This window comes from Pseudomonas sp. PS01300 (genome assembly GCF_029960155.1).
In the GTDB taxonomy this organism is placed as follows: domain Bacteria; phylum Pseudomonadota; class Gammaproteobacteria; order Pseudomonadales; family Pseudomonadaceae; genus Aquipseudomonas; species Aquipseudomonas palmensis.
The window spans coordinates 21,334-40,290 of sequence record NZ_JASCPN010000017.1 but is presented as its reverse complement, the minus strand read 5'-3'; the positions used below and the strand labels follow the sequence as shown (position 1 = coordinate 40,290).

The window sequence follows — 18,957 nt, the reverse complement described above, 5'->3', positions numbered from 1 at the left end:
TTCAGCGCCAGCTGTCCTGGCCCAGTTCATTCACGCGCTGTTCGAGCTCGTGGCGCACCTCGCGGATCTGGCGCTCGTCCTGGGTTTCCAGCACGCGCTGGAACTGCGCGGCCCAGGCCCCGATCAGCTCACGTACCTCGCCCAGGCTTTCCTGATACAGGCGCTCCAGGCGCGCCAGCAACAGGGTGTTGGGTTGCTGGTCACGCGGGTGGGTCTTGAGCTCGGCCAGCGCCGCCAGGCGTTCGCGTACCTCTTCGGGGCTGAGTACGCCGGGGTTGTTCTCGATCACCAGGGCATGCTGCTCGCCGGTCAGCGGGATGCTCACCTGGGCTTCGAGAATGCCGTTGATGTCGTAGGTGAAGCGCACGTCCAGGGCCACCTCGCCGGCCTTGCGCCGTGGCACCGGAATCTCCAGCACGCCCAGCAGCACGTTGTCGCGCACCAGGCGGCTCTCGCCCTGGAACACCTTGACCAGCACCTGCTCCTGCTGGTCGCCGACGGTGTAAACCGTCTGCACCCGGCTCACCGGCACCACGCTGTTGCGCTCGATGATCGGCAGGTAGTGCCCGCTCTCGTGGCGGTCACCGACCTGGCGCACGGTTTCCATGCCCAGGGTGTAGGAGCACACGTCGGTCAGCACCACCTCTTCGAGCGCGGCATCCCGGGCCTTGAGCGCGGCCTGCACGGCGGCGCCGTGGGCCACCACTTCATCGGGGTTGAGGCTGATCGAAGGGAAGCGCCCGAACAGCCCAGCCGCCAGCTTGCGCACCAGCGGCATGCGCGTGGTACCGCCCACCAGCAGCACTTCGTCCAGGTCCGAGGCGCGGATGCGCGCATCGCGCAGGGCGCGTTCGATGGGGGTGCGCAGGCGTGCCAGCAGCGGTGCGAACAGGTCGGCCAGGGCGTCCTGGGTGTACACGTGGCGCCATTCGCGGCCCTCCACGCGTACCACGAAGTCGGCCTGCTGGGCCTGACCCAGCTGCCGGCGTACACGCTCGGCCTCGCGGCGCAGCGGCTGCAGCAGCGTGGTCGCGCCGGGGAAGTCGTTGCCCTGCTGGGCCTGCACGAAATGCTCCAGCAGCAACTGGTCGAAGTCTTCACCGCCCAGGTAGTTGTCGCCGGCGCTGGCGCGCACCTCCATCACCCCTTCGAACAGCTCCAGAATCGACACGTCGAAGGTGCCGCCACCCAGGTCGAAGACCAGAAACGAGGTTTCCTTGTCGCGCTGGTGCAGGCCGTAGGCGAGTGCGGCGGCGGTGGGTTCGTTGATCAGTTTGTCGACGCGCAGCCCGGCCAGTTCGCCGGCCACGCGGGTGGCCTTGCGCTGGGCATCGCTGAAGTAGGCCGGCACGCTGATGACCGCCTCGGTGACCGGCTCGCCATAGGCACGCTCGACGTCTTCCTTGAGGCTCTTGAGCACCAGTGCCGAGAGTTCTTCGGGGCGGTAGGCACGCCCACCCAAGGTGACCTGCTGGTTGCTGCCCATGTAGCGCTTGAACAATGCGGTGGTCAGGTGCGGATGGGTGTGCAGGCGCTCGCGCGCCGCCTGCCCGACCAGCACCCGGCCCTGGTCGTCGAGCCCCACCACGCTGGGGGTGAGCGTGTGGCCGAGTGCGTTGGCCACCAGTTCAGTGGCGCCATCGCGCCACACGGCCACCAGGCTGTGGGTCGTGCCCAGGTCGATACCGACGATCATCAGCGACTTCCCTCTCATCAAATCAGAGGGCGATGGTACTTGAGGTACCTGCGCTCAAGCCACCGCCTTCACGCGCCGTGATCGTCGTTCGCCGCCTAGAACCCCATGCTGAAACTCACCGTTACCGCATGGTCGCGGGTGTCGCTGGACAGCTGCCCCGAATAGCCCAGGCCCAGTTTGCCGGCCTGCCCGATCGACAGGTCCAGCCCCGCCTCAACCACCGCCGCATCGCGGGCGATCGGCACGCCCTGGGTGGTGAAGCCGGCGCCGCCCTCGATGAAGCGCAGGTCGGCATCGGGCTTGGTGTCGCCGTAGGCATGCCGCCAGCCCAGGCTGCCACGCGGGGTCAGGGTACTGCCGTTGGCCAGCTTGAACGCCTTGCCCGCCCGCAGGCCCACGGTGGAGAAGGTGATGTCCTGGTCGGCACTGGCCTTGAGCCGCGCCGCGCCGCCCTTCTCGCGTGCAGTGTCGCTGTCGTAGTTGACGTAGGCCAGGCCCGCGAACGGTTCCAGCGCCACGCCGCCTGCCTCGATGGCGTAGCTCACCTCGCCGAACACCTGCGCGGTGCGCGCCTTGTACTTGGCCTTGAGGCGGTCGTCGTAGCTGCCGATGGCGACGTCACGCTTGCTCTCGATGTCGTGCCAGCTGTACGCCGCACCCACGCGGGCCGAGAAGGCATCGAGCTGGTAGCCCAGGTAGGTGGCCAGGTGGTAGCTGTCGATGCTCGCATCGGAACGGCGGCCGCTGGCATCCAGGTCGCTGCGGGTATAGCCGGCGGCCACGCCCACGCGCCAGTCGCTGTTCAGGCTGCGGTCCACCCCGAGCAGGAAGCCCTGCACGTTGCGGTCGATGCTGGCGCTGTTGCTGTTGCCGTCCATCTTGCCCCAGGTGCCCAGTGCCTGCGCCCAGCCCACGGCCTCGTCGTGGCAACCGTCGCTGGTGAGCTGGTTGGCGTTCGGTGCCAGGGCCCGACGCGGATCCTCCTCGCGCATGCAGCCTGGCTGGCGCAGGCGGTCGTTGACCGCTTCGCGCACGTAGCGCGAGTCTTCGATCAGCGCACTGGCGGTACTGGCATGGATCTCGCCCGACAGGCTGTCCAGCGCCGCCTGAACGCCACCACGGTTCTGCGCCATGACCGCGCCCAGCACCGCCGCCGGTGCCCCGCTGCTGCCCAGTGCGCCGGCCACGGCCTGCTGGTTGGGGGTCGCAGCCACATCGCCGAGGCTGGTGCCGTTGCGGCTGATGGTGACGCCGACCTGGTTGCTGCCGTAGTTGAGCGTGGTGTCGTAGAACGGCGTATCCGGCAACTGCACGGTGGTGAAGGTGCCGTTCACCCCGCCGCCGGCAGTCACCACGGTGTACTGCGCGTTGCCCGAGGCCGGTGCCGAGTTCAGCACCACCAGGCTGCCGCCCAGGTTGGCCGTGCCGCCCACGGTCAGGCCGCTGCTGGCGGGGTTGCCGACCACCACCTGCAGGGTGCCGCCCGGGGCGTTGGTGAAGTTGCCGCCGACCTTGAGCCCACTGGCCGGGTCAGGCTGCACCACACCGTTGTTGACCAGCGAGCCCACGCTGCCGTTGCCGCTCAGTGCGGCACCGGCCCCCACCGTGACCTTGGCCCCGAGCACCGTGCCCGGGTTGGCCGCATTGCCCACCAGCAGCAGGCCCTGGTTGACCGCCAGGTTGCCGCTGAACGGCTGGTTGCCGGTCAGCAGCAGGCTGCCGCTACCCTGCTTGACGGTGTTGCCGGTGCCGCTGAGCACACCGTTGAAGCGGCCGTCGGTGTCCTGCTGGAACACCAGGCTGGCGTTGTCGACGATGTTGCCTTGCAGGCTGGTGGTGTTGCCCACCAGCGTACCGCCGCTGACCCTGGTGCCGCCGGTGTAGGTGTTGGCGCCGCTCAGGATCAGCGTGCCTGCGTCGAGTTTTTCGATACCGCCCGCGCCCACCAGCGGCGCCGAGATCTGCGTGCTGTCGCCGGTGTTCACGCGCACGGCGGCCAGGTCGCCATTGGCTGCATTGACCGGTGTCAGGCTGCCGCCGCTGCCGGCCACCAGCTGGTAGCCGCCGCTGAGGAACTGCAGGCCAGTGAAGGACTGGTTGCCGGCCACGGTGACGGTCCCCGCCTGGCCACCGAACACGCCGAACTGCGCATCCCAGGTTTCGCTCAGGTTGCCGTTGACGTCGGTCCAGTTGGTGCCGTTGCCCCAGGTGCCGCTACCGCCACCGATGGTGCCGTCGGCGTTGGTCTTGCCGCCGTTCCAGAACTGCAGTGCGCCACCGGCGCCCTGCACCACCAGGTTGATCTGCTGGGCGATGGCCGTCTGCAGGGTCAGTTGGCCTGGCAAGGTGCCGCCTGGCAGCAGGCCGAACAGCAGGCCGTTGTCGGTCAGGTTGCCTCCGTAGCTGAACAGCTGGTAAACGCCGCTGCCGAAGCCACCGGCATTGCTGATGTTGAGCGTGCCATCAAGGGTCAGGTCGCCCGCCACCTTGACCACGGTGGTCGAGGCCGATGCCTGCCCGAGCGCCAGGTCGACATTGCTGCCGGCATCCAGGTTGAGCGCACCGACCTTGAGTGGCGTGGCGCCGCTGCCTGCCGCCAGGGTCGCACCGCTGGCCAGGTTGACCGTGCCGGCGTAGTTGCCGCTGCCGCCCAGGGTCGCCCCGTTGTTGACCTGCACCGTGGCACTGGCCAGGCTGCCGTTGACCAGCAGGCTGCCGGCGTTGACCGTGGTGGCGCCGGTGAAGCCGCTGTTGCCGGTCATCAGCAGTTGCCCGCTGCCGTTCTTGATCAGCGTGCCGCTGCCGGTGAGGTTGCCGGTGTAGGTACCGTTGCTGGCCTGTTCGAAGGTCAGCGCGGCGTTGTTGAGGATCGCGCCCTGCAGGCTGCTGGTATTGCCCTGCACGCTGCCGGCGTTGAAGGTGCTGCCGCCGCTGTAGGTGTTGGCACCGCTCAGCAGCAGTGCGCCATTGCCGTTTTTCACCAGGCTGCCGTTGCCGCTGATCACCCCGTTCAGGGTCAGGTCGTGGCTGCCGCCCAGGGTCAGTTGCGAGGCCAGGCTGACGGCGTTGCCCAGTTGCAGGTCAAGCGTGCCGTCCAGCTGCGCAGTGCCACCCACCGTGAGCGCGCCGCTGCCCAGTGCAGCGTTGTCGCCCAGGGTCAGGCTGCCGGCATTGAGGCGCGTACCGCCCTGGTAGGTGTTGGCGCCGGCCAGGGTCAGGTCGGCCGTACCGTTCTTCACCAGGCTGCCGCTGCCGCTGACGAGGTTGGTGAGATCAAGGTCATTGCTGCCCGCGATGGTCAGCGCACCGCCGAGCGTCACGGCGTTGCCCAGGGTCACGGCCTGGTTGGCATCCAGCGTGGTGCCGTCGGCAGCCGTCAGCGCACCGCTGCCCAGGGCGGTGTTGCTGCCCACCACCAACGTGCCGCCGTTGAGCTGGGTGCCGCCGGTATAGCCGTTGTTGCCGTTGAGCACCAGGGTGCCGCCTTCGAGCTTGGCCAGGGTGCCGCTGCCGTTGATGTCCACGTTCAGTGTGGCGCTCACGCCGTTGCCGATACGCACGTTGCCGGTGCCCTGGGCACCGTTGGTGAGGTTCAGCGCGTCACCGCTCAGCACGTAGCCATTGTCGAGGAACTGCAGGCCGTTGACGGTCTGCACACCATCGACGGTCACCGCGCCGCCCGTGCCCTGGAACACCGCGAAGGTGCCGTTCCAGGCCTGGTTGAGCGCTCCGTTGGCATCGGTCCAGTTGGTGCCGCCGACGCTCCAGACACCGGCGCCGCCGTCGACCGATCCATTGCCGACGGTCTGGCTGCCGTCCCAGAACAGCACGTTGTTGTTGCTGCCGCCCACCACCAGGTTGACCTGGTTGTTGACGGCGGTCTGCACATCCAGATCGCCCGCGATGACCCCATTGGGCACGCTGCCGATGGCCAGGCCGTTGTTGGTCAGCGCGCCGCTGTAGTCGATCAGGCGATACACGCCCGCACCGAACCCGCCCAGGTCGGTGACATTGAGCTTGCCGTCCAGGGTCAGGTTGCCGCCCACGTTGATCAGCGCCGGGGTACCCACCACAGGGGCGCCCAGGGCCGCATCCAGGTTGGCGTCCGCGCCCAGTACCAGCGAGCCGACGCTCAGGGTATCGCCGCTGCGCAGCGACAGGTGCCCGCCGTCGGCGACGGTCAGCGCGCCGCCGAGGCTGCCGGTGCCGCCCAGGGTGCTGCCGCTGTTCACCGTGACGGTGCTGCTGGCCAGGCTGCCATTGACGATGAGGCTGCCGCCGCTGACGGTGGTGGCCCCGCTCAGGGTATTGCCACCGCCCAGGGTCAGCGTGCCGGTGCCGGTCTTGTCCAGCGTACCGGTGCCGCTGAGCACCCCGCCGAACGTGCCCTCGCCCACTTGCAGGCCGGTACCGGCGCCTACGTTCACGGTGCCGCTGCCGCTGAGCTCGCCCAGGTTGGTGGTGCCGCCCAGGTTGAGGCTGGCGCCGTTGCCCAGGTTGAGCTCGGCCGGGTTGCCGAGTGCACCGCTGCCCACCGTGCTGAGGCTGCCGGAAAGAATGTTGAGGATGCCGCTGAAGCTGTTGTTGCCGCTGAGGGTGAGGTTGGCCGCACCGTTCTTGTTCAGGGTGCCCGCACCGCTCAGCACGCCGGCCAGGGTCAGGTTGTTGGTGCCCGCCACGTTGAGCGTGCCGCCCACATCCACCGCGTTGGCCAGGGTCATGGCGCTGGTGGTGGTCAGGGTGGAGGTGCCGCTGACACTCAGGGCACCGCTGCCCAGCGCCGAGCCGTTGCCCAGGGTCAGGTTGCCGGCACCCAGCTGGGTGCCACCGCTGTAGGTGTTCACCCCGGTGAGGGTCAGGCCGCCGCTGCCGGTGTGGTTCAGGCTGCCCGTGCCACTGATGACACCGCCCAGGGTGAGGTTGTTGCTGCCCGGCAGGGTCAGGCCGGCGTTGAGCACGATGGCATTGGCCAGTGACAGCGCACTGCCATTGACCAGGCTGGAGGCGCCACTGACGGTGAGCGCGCCACTGCCCAGCGCCCCGGCGTTGCCGACATTCAGGGTGCCGCTCTGCAGTACGGTACCGCCCGTGAAACCGTTGGCACCGTTGAGCGTGAGGCTGCCGCTGCCCTGCTTGGTGAGGCTGCCGGCGCCGTTGACCAGGCCATTGAGGGTCAGGTCGTTGCTGCCGAGCAGCGTCAGGTTGCCGCTCAGGTTGAAGGTGTTGGCCAGCGCCAGCGCGCTGCTGCTGTCCAGTTGCGTGCCCGCGGCCGCGTTGAGGGCGCCGACGCCCAGTGCGGTGTCACTGCCCAGTACCAGCGTGCCGGCATTCAGGGCGGTAGGGCCGGTGTAGCTGTTGTCGCCGTTGAGCGTCAGGCTGGCGCCGCCCGCCTTGAGCAGGCCGCCGGTGCCGCTGATGTCACCGTCCAGCGTCAGTGCGTTGCTGCCGGCAATGCTCAGTTGGCCGAGCAGGCCAATGGTGTTGGCCAGGCTCACCGCCTTGTTGCTGTCCAGGGTGGTGCCATTGGCCGCAGTCAGCGTGCCACTGCCCAGCGCGCCGTCATTGCCGACCACCAGGGTGCCGCCATTGAGCTGCGTGCCGCCGGTGTAGCCGTTGGCGCCGTTGAGCACCAGCGTGCCGCTGTCGAGCTTGGCCAGGGTCGCGCTGCCATTGACCGGCAGGTCCAGGGTGGCGGTCACGTTCGGGTCGACCCGTACCGCAAAGCTGCCACTGTTGCCGTTGACGGCGTTGAGCACGCCGCCACTGCCGGCGACCAGCTGGTAGCCGTCGGTGATGAACTGCAGGGCATTGACGGCCTGACCACCTTCGACCGTGACCACGCCGCCCGCAGCGCCCTGGAACACCGCGAACTGCCCCTGCCAGACGTCGTTGACTGTGCCGTTGAGGTCGGTCCAGTTGGTGGTGGTGCTGTTCCAGGTGCCGCTGCCGCCCTGCACCACGCCATCGGGGACAGTGCCCGCCCCATCCCAGAACTGCACGATCAGGTTGGGCGAGTTGACCAGCACGTTGACCTGGCCGGTAATCGCGGTTTGCAGTTGCAGCTCGCCGGGCGTGACGCTGCCCGGCAGGCTGCCCAGCACCAACCCGTTGTTGGTCAGCGAGCCGTAATCGAACAGGCGATAGATACCATTGCCGAAGCCGCCGTCATCGGTGATGTTGAGCGTGCCACCCAGGGTCAGGTTGCCGGCAACATTGAACAACGAGGTACCGCCGGTGACGGGCGAGCCGAGTGCGACGTCGATGCTGGCGTTGGGCGCCAGCGCCAGCGAGCCGAAGCTGAGCTGGGTGCCGCTGGTGCCGGCCAGGTGGCCGCCGTTGACGATGGTGGTCAGCCCGCCCACGCTGCCGCTGCCGGTCAGGGTCGCACCGGAATTGACCGTCAGGTTCCCCCCGTTCAGGGCGCCCGACACGCTCAAGGTACCGCCGCTGACCTGGCTGGCGCCGCCCAGGTTGCTGATGCCGGCAAGTTCCAGCACGCCGGTGCCGACCTTGTTCAAGCCGCCGCTGCCGACAAAGGCACCGGCGAAGACGCTGTCCAGGTTGGTATTGCCCAGGCTCAGCGTGCTGCCCAGGCCGATATTGGTGGTGCCGCTGCCGGTGAGTGCACCGATGCTGGTGTTGCCGTTCAGGTTCAGGTCGGTGCCGCTGCCCAGATTGACACTGGCGACATTGCCCAGGGCGTTGCTATTCAAGGTGGTCAGCATGCCCTGGGTGATATCGAGTGTGCCGCTGAAGGTGTTGTTGCCGAACACCACCAGTTCCTGGGCGCCGCTCTTGATCAGGTTGCCCGAGCCACTGATAACCCCACCCAGGGTCAGGTTGGCGGCCGTGTCCAGGGTCAGGTCGCCATTGACCGCGATGGCATTCAGCAGCGTGACAGCCTGGGTATTGCCCAGGGTGCTGGTGCCCGTGGCGCTCAGTGCGCCGCTGCCCAGCGCAGCGCCATTGGTGACGGTCAGGGTGCCGCCGCCCAGGCTGGTACCACCGGAATAGGTGTTGGTGCCGCTCAGGGTCAGGTTGCCGCTACCGGTCTTGATCAGTTGGCCGTTGCCGCTGATCACGCCGCCCAGGCCGAAGTCGTTGCTGCCGTTGACGGTGAGGTTGGCATTGAGGCCGATGCCGTTGTTCACCACCACGGCGCTGTTGCCGCTGCTCAGGCTCGAGTTGCCGGTGACCGACAGCACCCCGGTGCCCAGCGCATTGTTGTTGCCCAGCACCAGGGTGCCGGCGGTGAGGATGGTCTCGCCGCTGTAGGTGTTGCTGCCGTTGAGGGTGAGGGTCGCAGCGCCGTTCTTGGTCAGGTCGCCGGGGCCGTCGATCACGCCGTTCAGGGTCAGGTCGTTGCTGCCGCCGACGTTCAGGTTGCCGACGATGTTCAGCGCATTGCCCAGCGTCACCGCCGTGCTGGCATCGAGGATGGTGTTGTTGCTGGTGCGCAGGGTACCGACGCCCAGTGCGCTGTCGCTGCCCACGATCAAGCGGCCGGCGCCCAGCAGGGTGTCGCCGCTGTAGGTGTTGGCGCCGCTCAGGGTCAGGTCGCTGGCGCCGGTCTTGACCAGGCCGCCCGCGCCGCTGATCGCGCCCGTCAGGGCCAGGTTCTGCGCGCCGAGCAGGGTCAGGTTGCCGGTCAGTACCAGGGCATTGTCCAGGGTCAGCGCGGTGCTGGTGTCCAGCGTGGTGGCGCCGGCGGCGGTCAGGGTGCCACTGCCCAGCGCCGTGGCCGAGGTCAGCAGCAAGCCGCCGGCATTGAGCGCGGTACCGCCCTGGTAGGTATTGTTGCCGCCGAGGGTCAGCACCCCGGTGCCGGTCTTGATCAGGCCGCCCGCACCGCTGATGTCGCCGCCCAGGGTCAGGCCGGCGCTGTTGGCGACGGTCAGGTCGGCATTCAGGCCGATGGCGTTGCCCAGGTTCAGCGCGGTGTTGCTGGCCAGGGTGGAGGCGCCGCCGACCGTCAGCGCGCCGCTGCCCAGTGCGGTGGCGTTGCCTACGGTGAGGGTGCCGGCATTCAGGGTGGTGCCGCCGCTGTAGGTGTTGGCACCGGTGAGGGCGAGGTTGCCGCCACCGGTCTTGATCAGCCCGCCAGTGCCGCTGACCACGCCCGTCAGGCCCAGGTCGGTGTTGCCGGCGACCGTCAGGTTGGCGCCCAGGTTGACCGCGTTGGCCAGGTTCACCGCAGCGCTGCTGGCCAGGGTGGACGCCCCGCCCACGCTGAGGCCGCCGTTGCCCAGCGCCAGCGCATTGCCCACGGTGAGGGTGCCGGCGTTCAGGGTGGTGCCGCCCTGCCAGGCGTTGGCACCGGTCAGGGTCAGGTTGCCCGCGCCATTCTTGGTGAGGCTGCCGGCACCGTTGACCTGGCCGCCCAGGGTGATGTCGTGGGTGCCGCCAACGGTCAGGTTGCCGGCCAGCGATACGGCGTTGAGCACGGTGACATCCAGGCTGCTGTCCAGCGTGGTGCCGCCTGCTGCCACCAGGTTACCCAGGCCCAGCGCCTGGTCACTGCCCAGGACCAGGCGGCCGCCATTGAGCAAGGTGTTGCCCAGGTGGGTGTTGCTGCCCGACAGGGTGAGCGTCGCGCCACCATTCTTGCTTAGCCCGCCGCTGCCGGTGAGGTTGCCGGCAAGGGTCAGGTCGTTGCTGCCGACCACCGTCAGGCCGCCGAGCAGGCCGATGGCATTGCCCAGGGTCACGGCGCTGTTGGCGTCCAGTGACGTGCCGGCCTGTGCAGTGAGCGTGCTGGTGCCCAGTGCGGTGTTGCTGCCGACGATCAGGGTGCCGCCGGCGAGGCTGGTGCTGCCCTGATAGGTGTTGTTGCCATTGAGGGTCAGGCTGGCCGAACCGTTCTTGACCAGCCCGCTGCTGCCGCCGATCACGCCATTGAGCACCAGGTTGCTGGTGCCCGGCAGGGTCAGGTCGGCGCCCAGGTTGATCGCGTTGGCCAGGCTCAGCGGGGTGCTGGTCGCCAGGCTGGACGCGCCGGTGACGTTCAGCGCACCACTGCCCAGTGCCGCACCATTGCCCAGGGTGAGGGTGCCGCCGCCGACGCTGGTGCCGCCCTGGTAGGTGTTGGCACCATTGAGGGTCAGGTTGCCCGTGCCGGTCTTGTTCAGGGCACCGCTGCCGCTGACGATGCCGTTGAGGGTCATGGCGTTGAGGCCGTCGAGGGTCAGGTTGGCGCCCAGGTCGATGGCGTTGGCCAGGTTGGTCGTGGTAGTGCCTGCCAGGCTGCTGGCAGCGGTCACGTGCAGCGCGCCTGTGCCCAGGGCCAGGTCATTGCCCAGCAGCAGCCGGCCAGCGGCCACGGTGGTGCCGCCGGTGTAGCTGTTGGCGCCGCCCAGGGTGAGCGTGGCAGCGCCGTTCTTGGTCAGGTTGCCGGCGCCGTTGATGCTGCCGTTCAGGGCCAGATCGTTGCTGCCGGCCACCGTCAGGCCGCCGAGCAGGTTGACGCTGTTGCCCAGGGCGATGCTGGCGTTGCTGTCCAGCGTGGTGCCGTTGGCAGCAGTCAGCGCACCGCTGCCCAGCGCCAGGTTGTTGCCCACCACCAGGGTGCCGCCATTGAGGGCGGTGCCGCCGCTGTAGCTGTTGCTGGCGTTGAGCACCAGCGTGCCGCTGTCGACCTTGCTCAGCAGGCCGCTGCCGCCCAGGGCGACACCAACCGTGGCGGTCACACCCGGATCGACACGCACCGTGATGGCGCCATTGCTGCCATTGACCAGGTTCAGCTGGCCGGTCACGCCATTGAGCAGGCGGTAGCCATCGGTGACGAACTGCAGGCCGGTGATCGACTGCGCGCCATTGACCAGCACGTCGCCTGCGGCGCCCTGGAATACCGCGAAGTTGCTGTTCCAGTCACGGTTGCCGGTGCCGTTGACCGTGGTCCAGTTGGTGCTCAGGGCATCCCAGGTGCCGTTGCCGCCCTGGATCACGCCGTTGCCGACCAGGCCGGTGCCGTCCCAGAACAGCACGCTGCCATTGGCGCCACCGACCAGCAGGTTGACCTGGCTGCCGATCGAGGTCTGTACCTGCAGGTCGCCGAGCTGCACGCTGCCGGGAATGCTGCCGATCACCAGGCCGTTGTCGGTGAGCTGGCCGGTGTAGTTGATCAGGCTGTAGATACCGGTGCCAAAGCCGCCGATGTCGCTGACATTGAGGGTGCCGTCCAGGGTCAGGTTGCCGTTGACCTTGATCAGCGCATTGCCGCCGGTAGCCGGCGAACCAAGGCCCACGTCGAGATTGGAGTTGGCGTTGAGCACCAGCGAGCCCAGGGTCAGGCTGCTGCCGCTGTTGGCCGCCAGGTGGCCGCCATCGGCGATGGTCACCGCGCCCAGCACGCTGCCGGTGCCGGTACTGGTGAGGGTGGCGCCGGTATTGACCTGCACCAGGTTGCTGCCCAGCGAACCGGTGACGTTCAGGGTGCCGCCATTGACCTGGGTGGTACCGCTCAGCAGGCCGTTGTTGCCGGCCAGTTCCAGGCTGCCGCCGCCGACCTTGATCAGGCCACCGGCCCCGGCCAGGCCGCCGGTGAATACGCTGCTGGCATCCCCCGCGCCCACGCTCAGGTTGGTACCGGCCCCCAGGTTCACGCTGCCGCTGCCGGTGAGGCTGGCAAGGCTGCTGCTGTTACCCAGGTTGAGGCTGGCGCCCAGCCCCACGTTCACCGCCGAGGCATTGCCCAGTGCGCCGGCACCGACCGTGGTCAGGCTGCCGTTGAGCACATTGACCGCGCCGCTGAAGGTGTTGTTGCCGCTCAGGGTCAGGTCGGCCAGGCCATTCTTGATCAGGCCACCGGTGCCGCTGATCACCCCGCCCAGGCTCAGGTCGTTGTTGCCCGCCAGGCTCAGGTCGGCATTGAGCACCAGGTTGTTGCCCAGTGCGAAGCTGGCGCTGTTGTCCAGGCTGGCGTTGCCGGCCACGGTCAACGCGCCGGTGCCCAGGGCATTGGCATTGCCCAGGGTCAGGCCGCCGGCATTGAGCACGGTGCCGCCCTGGAAGGTGTTGACGCCATTGAGCGTCAGGTTGCTCGCCCCGTTCTTGACCAGCCCGGCGGCGCCGCTGATCACGCCGCCCAGGGTCAGGTCGTTGCTGCCGGCCAGGGTCAGGTTGGCACCCAGGTTGATCGCGTTGGCCAAGGCAAAGCTGGCGCTGTTGTCGAGGCTGGCCGCACCGGTCACGTTCAGTGCGCCATTGCCCAGCGCCGAGGCATTGCCCAGCACCAGCGCGCCAGCATTGAGCAAGGTCCCGCCGGTGAAGGTGTTGAGGCCATTGAGGGTCAGGGTGGCGGCACCATTCTTGATCAATTGGCCGGCCCCGGCGATCACACCGCCCAGGGTCAGGTCATTGCTGCCGACAACGCTCAGGTTGGCGTTCAGGTTCACCTGGTTGGCCAGGTTGAGCGCCACGCTGTTGTCGAGCGTGGCAGCGCCGCCCACGTTCAGTGCGCCGCTGCCCAGTGCCTGGTTGTTGCCCAGGCTGAGGCCGCCGCCATTGAGGTTGGTACCGCCTTGATAGGTATTGGCCGCGTTCAGGCCGAGGGTGGCCGTGCCCGTCTTGGTCAGGCTGCCGGTGCCGCCCACCACGCCGTTGAGCGTCAGGTTCGCGGCCCCGCCGATGCCCAGGTTGCCGGCCAGGTTGACCAGGTTGGCCAGGCTGACCGCCGTGCTGGCCTCCAGTTGGGTGTTGCCGGCTGCGTTCAGCACGCCGGTGCCCAGCGCGGTGTTGCTGCCGACGATCAATTTGCCGGCGTTCAGGTTGGTGGCGCCGCTGAAGGTGTTGGCACCGCTCAGGGTCAGGTCGGCACCGCCGGCCTTGGTCAGGCCGCCTGCGCCGCTGATCACGCCGCCGAGGTTGAGGGTGTTGCTGCCCAGCAGGTTGAGGTTGCCGGCCAGGGTCACGGCATTGCCCACCGTCAGGGCTTTGGTGGCGTCCAGCGAGGTGTTGCCGGCAGCAGCCAGCGCGCCGGTGCCCAGTGCGGTGTTGTTGCCCAGGATCAGCGTGCCGGCATTGAGCGCCACGCCGCCACCGAAGGTATTGGCAGCGCCCAGCGTCAGGTTGGCCGCGCCGTTCTTGCTCAGGCCCGAGGCGCCGCTGATGACGCCGTTCAGGGTCAGGTTGCTGGTGCCCGGCAGGGTCAGCACGCCATTGAGAACCACGGCATTGGCCAGTACCAGCGGTGAACTGTTGGCAAGGCTCGCCGCGCCGCCGACAGTCAGGGCGCCGGTGCCCAGCGCTGCGGCACTGGCCAGGGTCAGGGTACCGGCGTTCAGGGTGGTACCGCCGAGGAAGGTGTTGTTGCCGCTGAGGGTCAGGTTGGTGGTGCCGTTCTTGATCAGGCTGCCATTGCCGCTGATCAGGCCTTGCAAGGCCAGGTCGTTGCTACCGTCGAGGGTCAGCGCGCCGTTGAGCGTGAGGGCGTTGCCCAGGGTCACGCCCGGGGCGGCGTCAAGGCGGGTACCGTCCGCCGCGATCAGTGCGCCCTGCCCCAGCGCCGTGCTGCTGCCGAGCACCAGCTTGCCGGCGTTGAGCCGGGTGTTGCCCACGTAGGTGTTGTTGCCGGCAAGGGTCAGGTCGGCTGCGCCGTTCTTGATCACGCCGCCCGCGCCACTGATCGGGCCGCCCAGGCCAAGATTGGCCGTGCCGCCGACGGTCAGGTCGGCGCCAAGGTTGACCGCGTTGGCCAGGGTGAGTGCCACGCTCGCATCCAGGCTGGCGGTGCCCGTGGTGTTCAGGGCGCCGCTGCCCAGGGCGTTGGCCGCGCCCACCATCAGGCCGCCGGCATTGAGCGTCACACCGCCCTGGAAGCTGTTGTTGCCGTTGAGCGTGAGCAACGCGGCGCCGTTCTTGACCAGCCCGCCGCTGCCCGACACCACGCCGCCGAGCGTGAGGGCATTGCTGCCGGCCAGGGTCAGGTTGCCGCCCAGGCTGATGGCATTGGCCAGTGCAACCGAGGTGGTGCTGTCCAGTGTGGTGCCATCGGCCACGGCCAGCGTGCCGGTACCCAGCGCCGCATTGTTGCCGACGATCAGCTTGCCGGCCTGCAACTGCACCCCGCCGCCGAAGGTATTGGCCGCGCCCAGGGTGAGGTCGGCCGCACCGCTCTTGATCAGCCCGCCCGTACCGCTGACCACGCCCCCCAGGGTGGTCGCGCTGGTGCCCAGCAGGCTCAGCGTGTTGGCGCCGAGCACCACGGCGTTGTTGAGGTTGACTGCGCTGCTGGCGTCCAGGCTGGCATTGGCGCCCAGGGTCAGCGCGCCGGTACCCAGCGCCGCTCCGTTGCCTACGGTCAGGCTGCCGCCGTTGAGCAGCAGGCCGCCGGTGAAGGTGTTGGTGCCCGTGAGGTTGAGGTTGGTGGTGCCGTTCTTGACCAGGCTGCCGTTGCCGCCGATGACGCCGCCTAGGGTCAGGTTGTTGCTGCCGGTGAGGGTCAGCGCACCGCCCAGGCTGATGGCGTTGGCCAGGGTCATCGCACTGCTGGTGTCCAGGCTGGTGCCGGCGGCCGCAGTCAATGCACCGCCCCCCAGCGCGGCGGCATTGCCGAGAATCAGCTTGCCGGCGCCCAGCGTGGTACCGCCGCTGTAGGTGTTGCTGGCGGCCAGGGTCAGGTCGCCGCTGCCGGTCTTGTTCAGCGAACCGGTGCCGCTGACCACACCGCCCAGGGTCAGCGCATTGCTGCCGGGCAGGCTCAGCGCTGCCGACAGCTGCACGGCGTTGCTCAGCACCAGCGGTACCGAGCCCTGCAGGCTGCCGGCCCCGGTAACGCTCAGGCTGCCGGTGCCCAGGGCCGCGGCGTTGGCGAGCGACAGTACGCCAGCATTGAGGAAGGTGCCGCCGGTATAGGCATTGGCCCCGCTCAGGCCCAGGGTGCCGGCGCCTGTCTTGGTCAAGGCGCCGCTACCGCTGACGATGCCGGTGAGGGTCAGGTTGTTGTCGCCGATGATGCCGAGCCCGCCGGCACCGAGGGTGACGGCGTTGGCCAGCGACAGGTTGGCCGCGCCCGCACCCAGCGCGCCACCGTTGGCCGCGATGGTGCCGGTGCCGAAGGTCGAGGCGTCGTCGAACACCAGCGAGCCGCCGTTGAGGCTGGTGCTGGTGACCCCGAGCAACGCGCCGGAGAGTGTCCAGGTGCCGCTCTGCACGAGCAGGTTGTTGAAGTTGATGTAGTTGCTGGCCGAAAGCGTGCCCGTGCCGCCGGTACCGGTGCCCCCGCCGATGGCGTTCTGCAGGGCAAGGGTGTTGCTGCCGCCGGCACCGCCGTCGACCTTGCCGCTAGGCGCATACAGCAGGTTGATGCCGGCGATGCCCAGGTCGACGCCTACACCTCCCCCGCTACTGACACTGGAACCTGTGATTGCGTTGAAGCGGTTGGTGGAGTTCGCCCCCATCGACACGCCGCCACTGATCGCGCCACTGTTGGTGAAGGTATTGCCGGTGGCAGTGCCCGATGCCTGGAACGCCACGCGACCGATGATGGTGCCGGTGTTGGTCATGTTCACGCTGCCGCCGCCATACACCGCCACCACCGGGGCGTCTGGGGCCAGCACGCTGACGCCGACAATGTTCGATGAACCGATGGTGCCGTCGTTGACCAGCGTGGTAACGCCACCGTTGCCGTTCTGCACGCTCAGGGCCAGGCCGTTGAGGTTGAGCAGGCTGGCACTGAGCACACCGGTGGTGCCCTTGATCACGCCACCGGTGAAGTTGGTGATGCTGACCGTGCTGGCCGCCGAGTTGCCAACCTTGATCCCGGAGCTGAGCCCGCTCAGGATCCCGAGGAATGCGGGGTCGATGGTGCCCGAGTTGTTCAGGGTGACGTTGTTGCCAGTCAGGTTGACTGCCGTGCCGAGCAACGGCGCGTTGATCTGCGAGCCATTGCTCAGGTTAAGGGTCAGGTTGTTGGCGGAGGAACTGACGTTGCCGTTCAACCCCGGGGTGCAGGTGACCGTCGCGCCCGCACCGGGGATCAGCGGGGTACAGGCAGCACTGGCCGTTGCACTGAACAGGCCGAAAGCGATTCCCGCGGTGGCCAGGCTCACGGCCAGCGACAAGGGGCGAATACGGGCGGGGGCAAGCTTGACGGCACGTCTGTCCACGGGCGACTCCTTCGTGGATCAGGCAGTTCGTTCCTTGAATGCGTGCGACGGGTAAGCCGTGGAAACTACACACACTAACGTCGAAATGCCTGACCTTGGCGACTACGATTCCAGTGCTGGAATATGTAGCCGCTTTCCCGGAGCCCTTGCGCAAAGGCGTTACGTCAAATGGTGTTAATACTTTGGCAATGGGCCCCGTGAATACAGGGCCTCGTCAAACTTACAGCGTCAGCCAACCGACGAATGGTCAGGCCACCTCCGGGTCTTCGGCGGGCCAGAACGGCTCGTTGGCTTCCAGAGGGGGCAGGCCGTGGGCGGCCCGCGCCGCGTTGCAGTCGTCGTTGGGCTGGCCATTGACCCAGGCGGCATCGAACTCGCGGCAGGGGCTGGAGCGCTGGGCATAGAGCGAACAGCTGACGCTCTTGCCGATCTCGCCTTCAAGCCCTATGCAGCGACACGGCTTGGCGTCGGTGCCGATCATCGCCACCCGGGTCGGGTTGATCTGCACCACCAGTTCATCAGGCACGACACCCCCGGCCGAGGTGCATTCACCCCAGAAAAAGGACACACGGAAATACGCGCAGCAGGCACCGCAAGTCAAACAAGGATTGTTTTCGGACATGATTTGGGAGGGGGGGAGAAGTATCGTTGGAGGGAGAAACCCGACGATCATTCTATGCTTCGGCGTGGCGTTGAAAAGGGGGGCAGTGAAAGAAATATGGGCGGCCGACGGAAGGCGGTGTCGCGCCCTTCGCCGGCAAGGCCGGCTCCTACGGGAGCAGGCCTTGCCGGCGAGGTGCATCACGACGTGCGTGAAGCCCTGGCCGCCTTCGGCGCCTCGATGCCATCGGCACGGAACATCTGGCGGATGCCGCGCACCGCCTGGCGAATGCGGTCCTGGTTCTCGATCAGGGCAAAGCGCACATGGTCATCGCCATAGTCGCCAAAGCCGATGCCCGGCGACACGCATACCTTGGCTTCGGCCAGCAGCTTCTTGGCGAACTCCAGCGAACCCAGGTGCGCGTACTGCTCGGGGATCTTGGCCCACACGTACATCGAGGCCTTGGGGTTCTCGACCATCCAGCCGGTCTCGTGCAGGCCCTTGACCAGCACGTTGCGCCGCTGGCGGTACTGCTCGGCGATGTCGCGCACGCACTGCTGGTCGCCTTCGAGCGCCGCGATCGCCGCCACCTGCAACGGCGTGAAGGTGCCGTAGTCGTGGTAGCTCTTGATTCGCGCCAGGGCGTTGACCAGCTCCGGGTTGCCGACCATGAAGCCGATCCGCCAGCCGGCCATGTTGTAGCTCTTGGACAGCGTGAAGAACTCCACGGCGATGTCCTTGGCACCCGGCACCTGCATGATCGACGGGGCCTTCCAGCCGTCGTAGACGATGTCGGCATAGGCCAGGTCGTGGATCACCAGCACGTCGTACTGCTTGGCCAGTGCCACCACCCGCTCGAAGAAGTCCAGCTCCACGCACTGCGCGGTGGGGTTGGAGGGGAACCCCAGGATCATCATCTTGGGCTTGGGGATCGACTCGCGGATCGCCCGCTCCAGCTCGTTGAAGAAGTCCACGCCGGGCACCAGCGGCACCGAACGCACCTGGGCCCCGGCGATCACCGCGCCGTAGATGTGGATCGGGTAGCTGGGGTTGGGCACCAGCACGGTATCGCCGTGGTCCAGGGTGGCCAGCATCAGGTGGGCCAGGCCCTCCTTGGAGCCGATGGTGACAATGGCTTCGGACTCGGGGTCGATCTCGACGTCGTAGCGGTCCTTGTACCAGTGCGAGATGGCCCGGCGCAGGCGCGGGATACCGCGCGAGGTGGAGTAGCCGTGGGTGTCTTCGCGCTGGGCGACCTGTACCAGCTTCTCGACGATGTGCGGCGGCGTGGCCCCGTCGGGGTTGCCCATGCTCAGGTCGATGATGTCTTCGCCACGACGGCGCGCGGCCATCTTGAGTTCGGCGGTGATGTTGAATACGTAGGGGGGGAGACGATCTATGCGCGCAAAGCGGCGCGGCGAACCTTGGTCAGCCATGGTTACCTCGAGGACGTAAGCGCCCGGAACCGTCCGAGCGACGTTGGCCACTGCGGTGGCCGAGGCAGAAGATAGTGCCTGCAGGCAATGCTGTAAAGTGGATTCGATCGCGGGCCGCGC

The 18,957-nt window shown here is 67.9% G+C and carries 4 protein-coding genes; all 4 read right to left on the bottom strand.

Features of this window, described 5'->3' with window-relative positions:
- Position 1: 1 nt before the first annotated feature.
- Positions 2 to 1,696, bottom strand: a complete 1,695-nt coding sequence (locus QMX96_RS11345; protein ID WP_043864413.1) for a molecular chaperone HscC — start codon at positions 1,694 to 1,696, stop codon at positions 2 to 4.
- A 95-nt stretch (positions 1,697 to 1,791) separates the two neighbouring features.
- Positions 1,792 to 16,800 carry an autotransporter-associated beta strand repeat-containing protein gene (locus tag QMX96_RS11340; RefSeq protein WP_282361803.1) on the bottom strand — a complete coding sequence of 5,003 codons (15,009 nt, stop codon included), beginning with the start codon at positions 16,798 to 16,800 and terminating at the stop codon, positions 1,792 to 1,794.
- A gap of 247 nt (positions 16,801 to 17,047) precedes the next feature.
- Positions 17,048 to 17,422, bottom strand: coding sequence for a YkgJ family cysteine cluster protein (locus QMX96_RS11335; RefSeq protein ID WP_043864412.1), 375 nt, complete (start codon positions 17,420 to 17,422; stop codon positions 17,048 to 17,050).
- A gap of 179 nt (positions 17,423 to 17,601) precedes the next feature.
- Positions 17,602 to 18,837, bottom strand: a complete 1,236-nt coding sequence (gene alaC, locus QMX96_RS11330; protein ID WP_043864411.1) for an alanine transaminase — start codon at positions 18,835 to 18,837, stop codon at positions 17,602 to 17,604.
- Positions 18,838 to 18,957 lie beyond the last annotated feature (120 nt).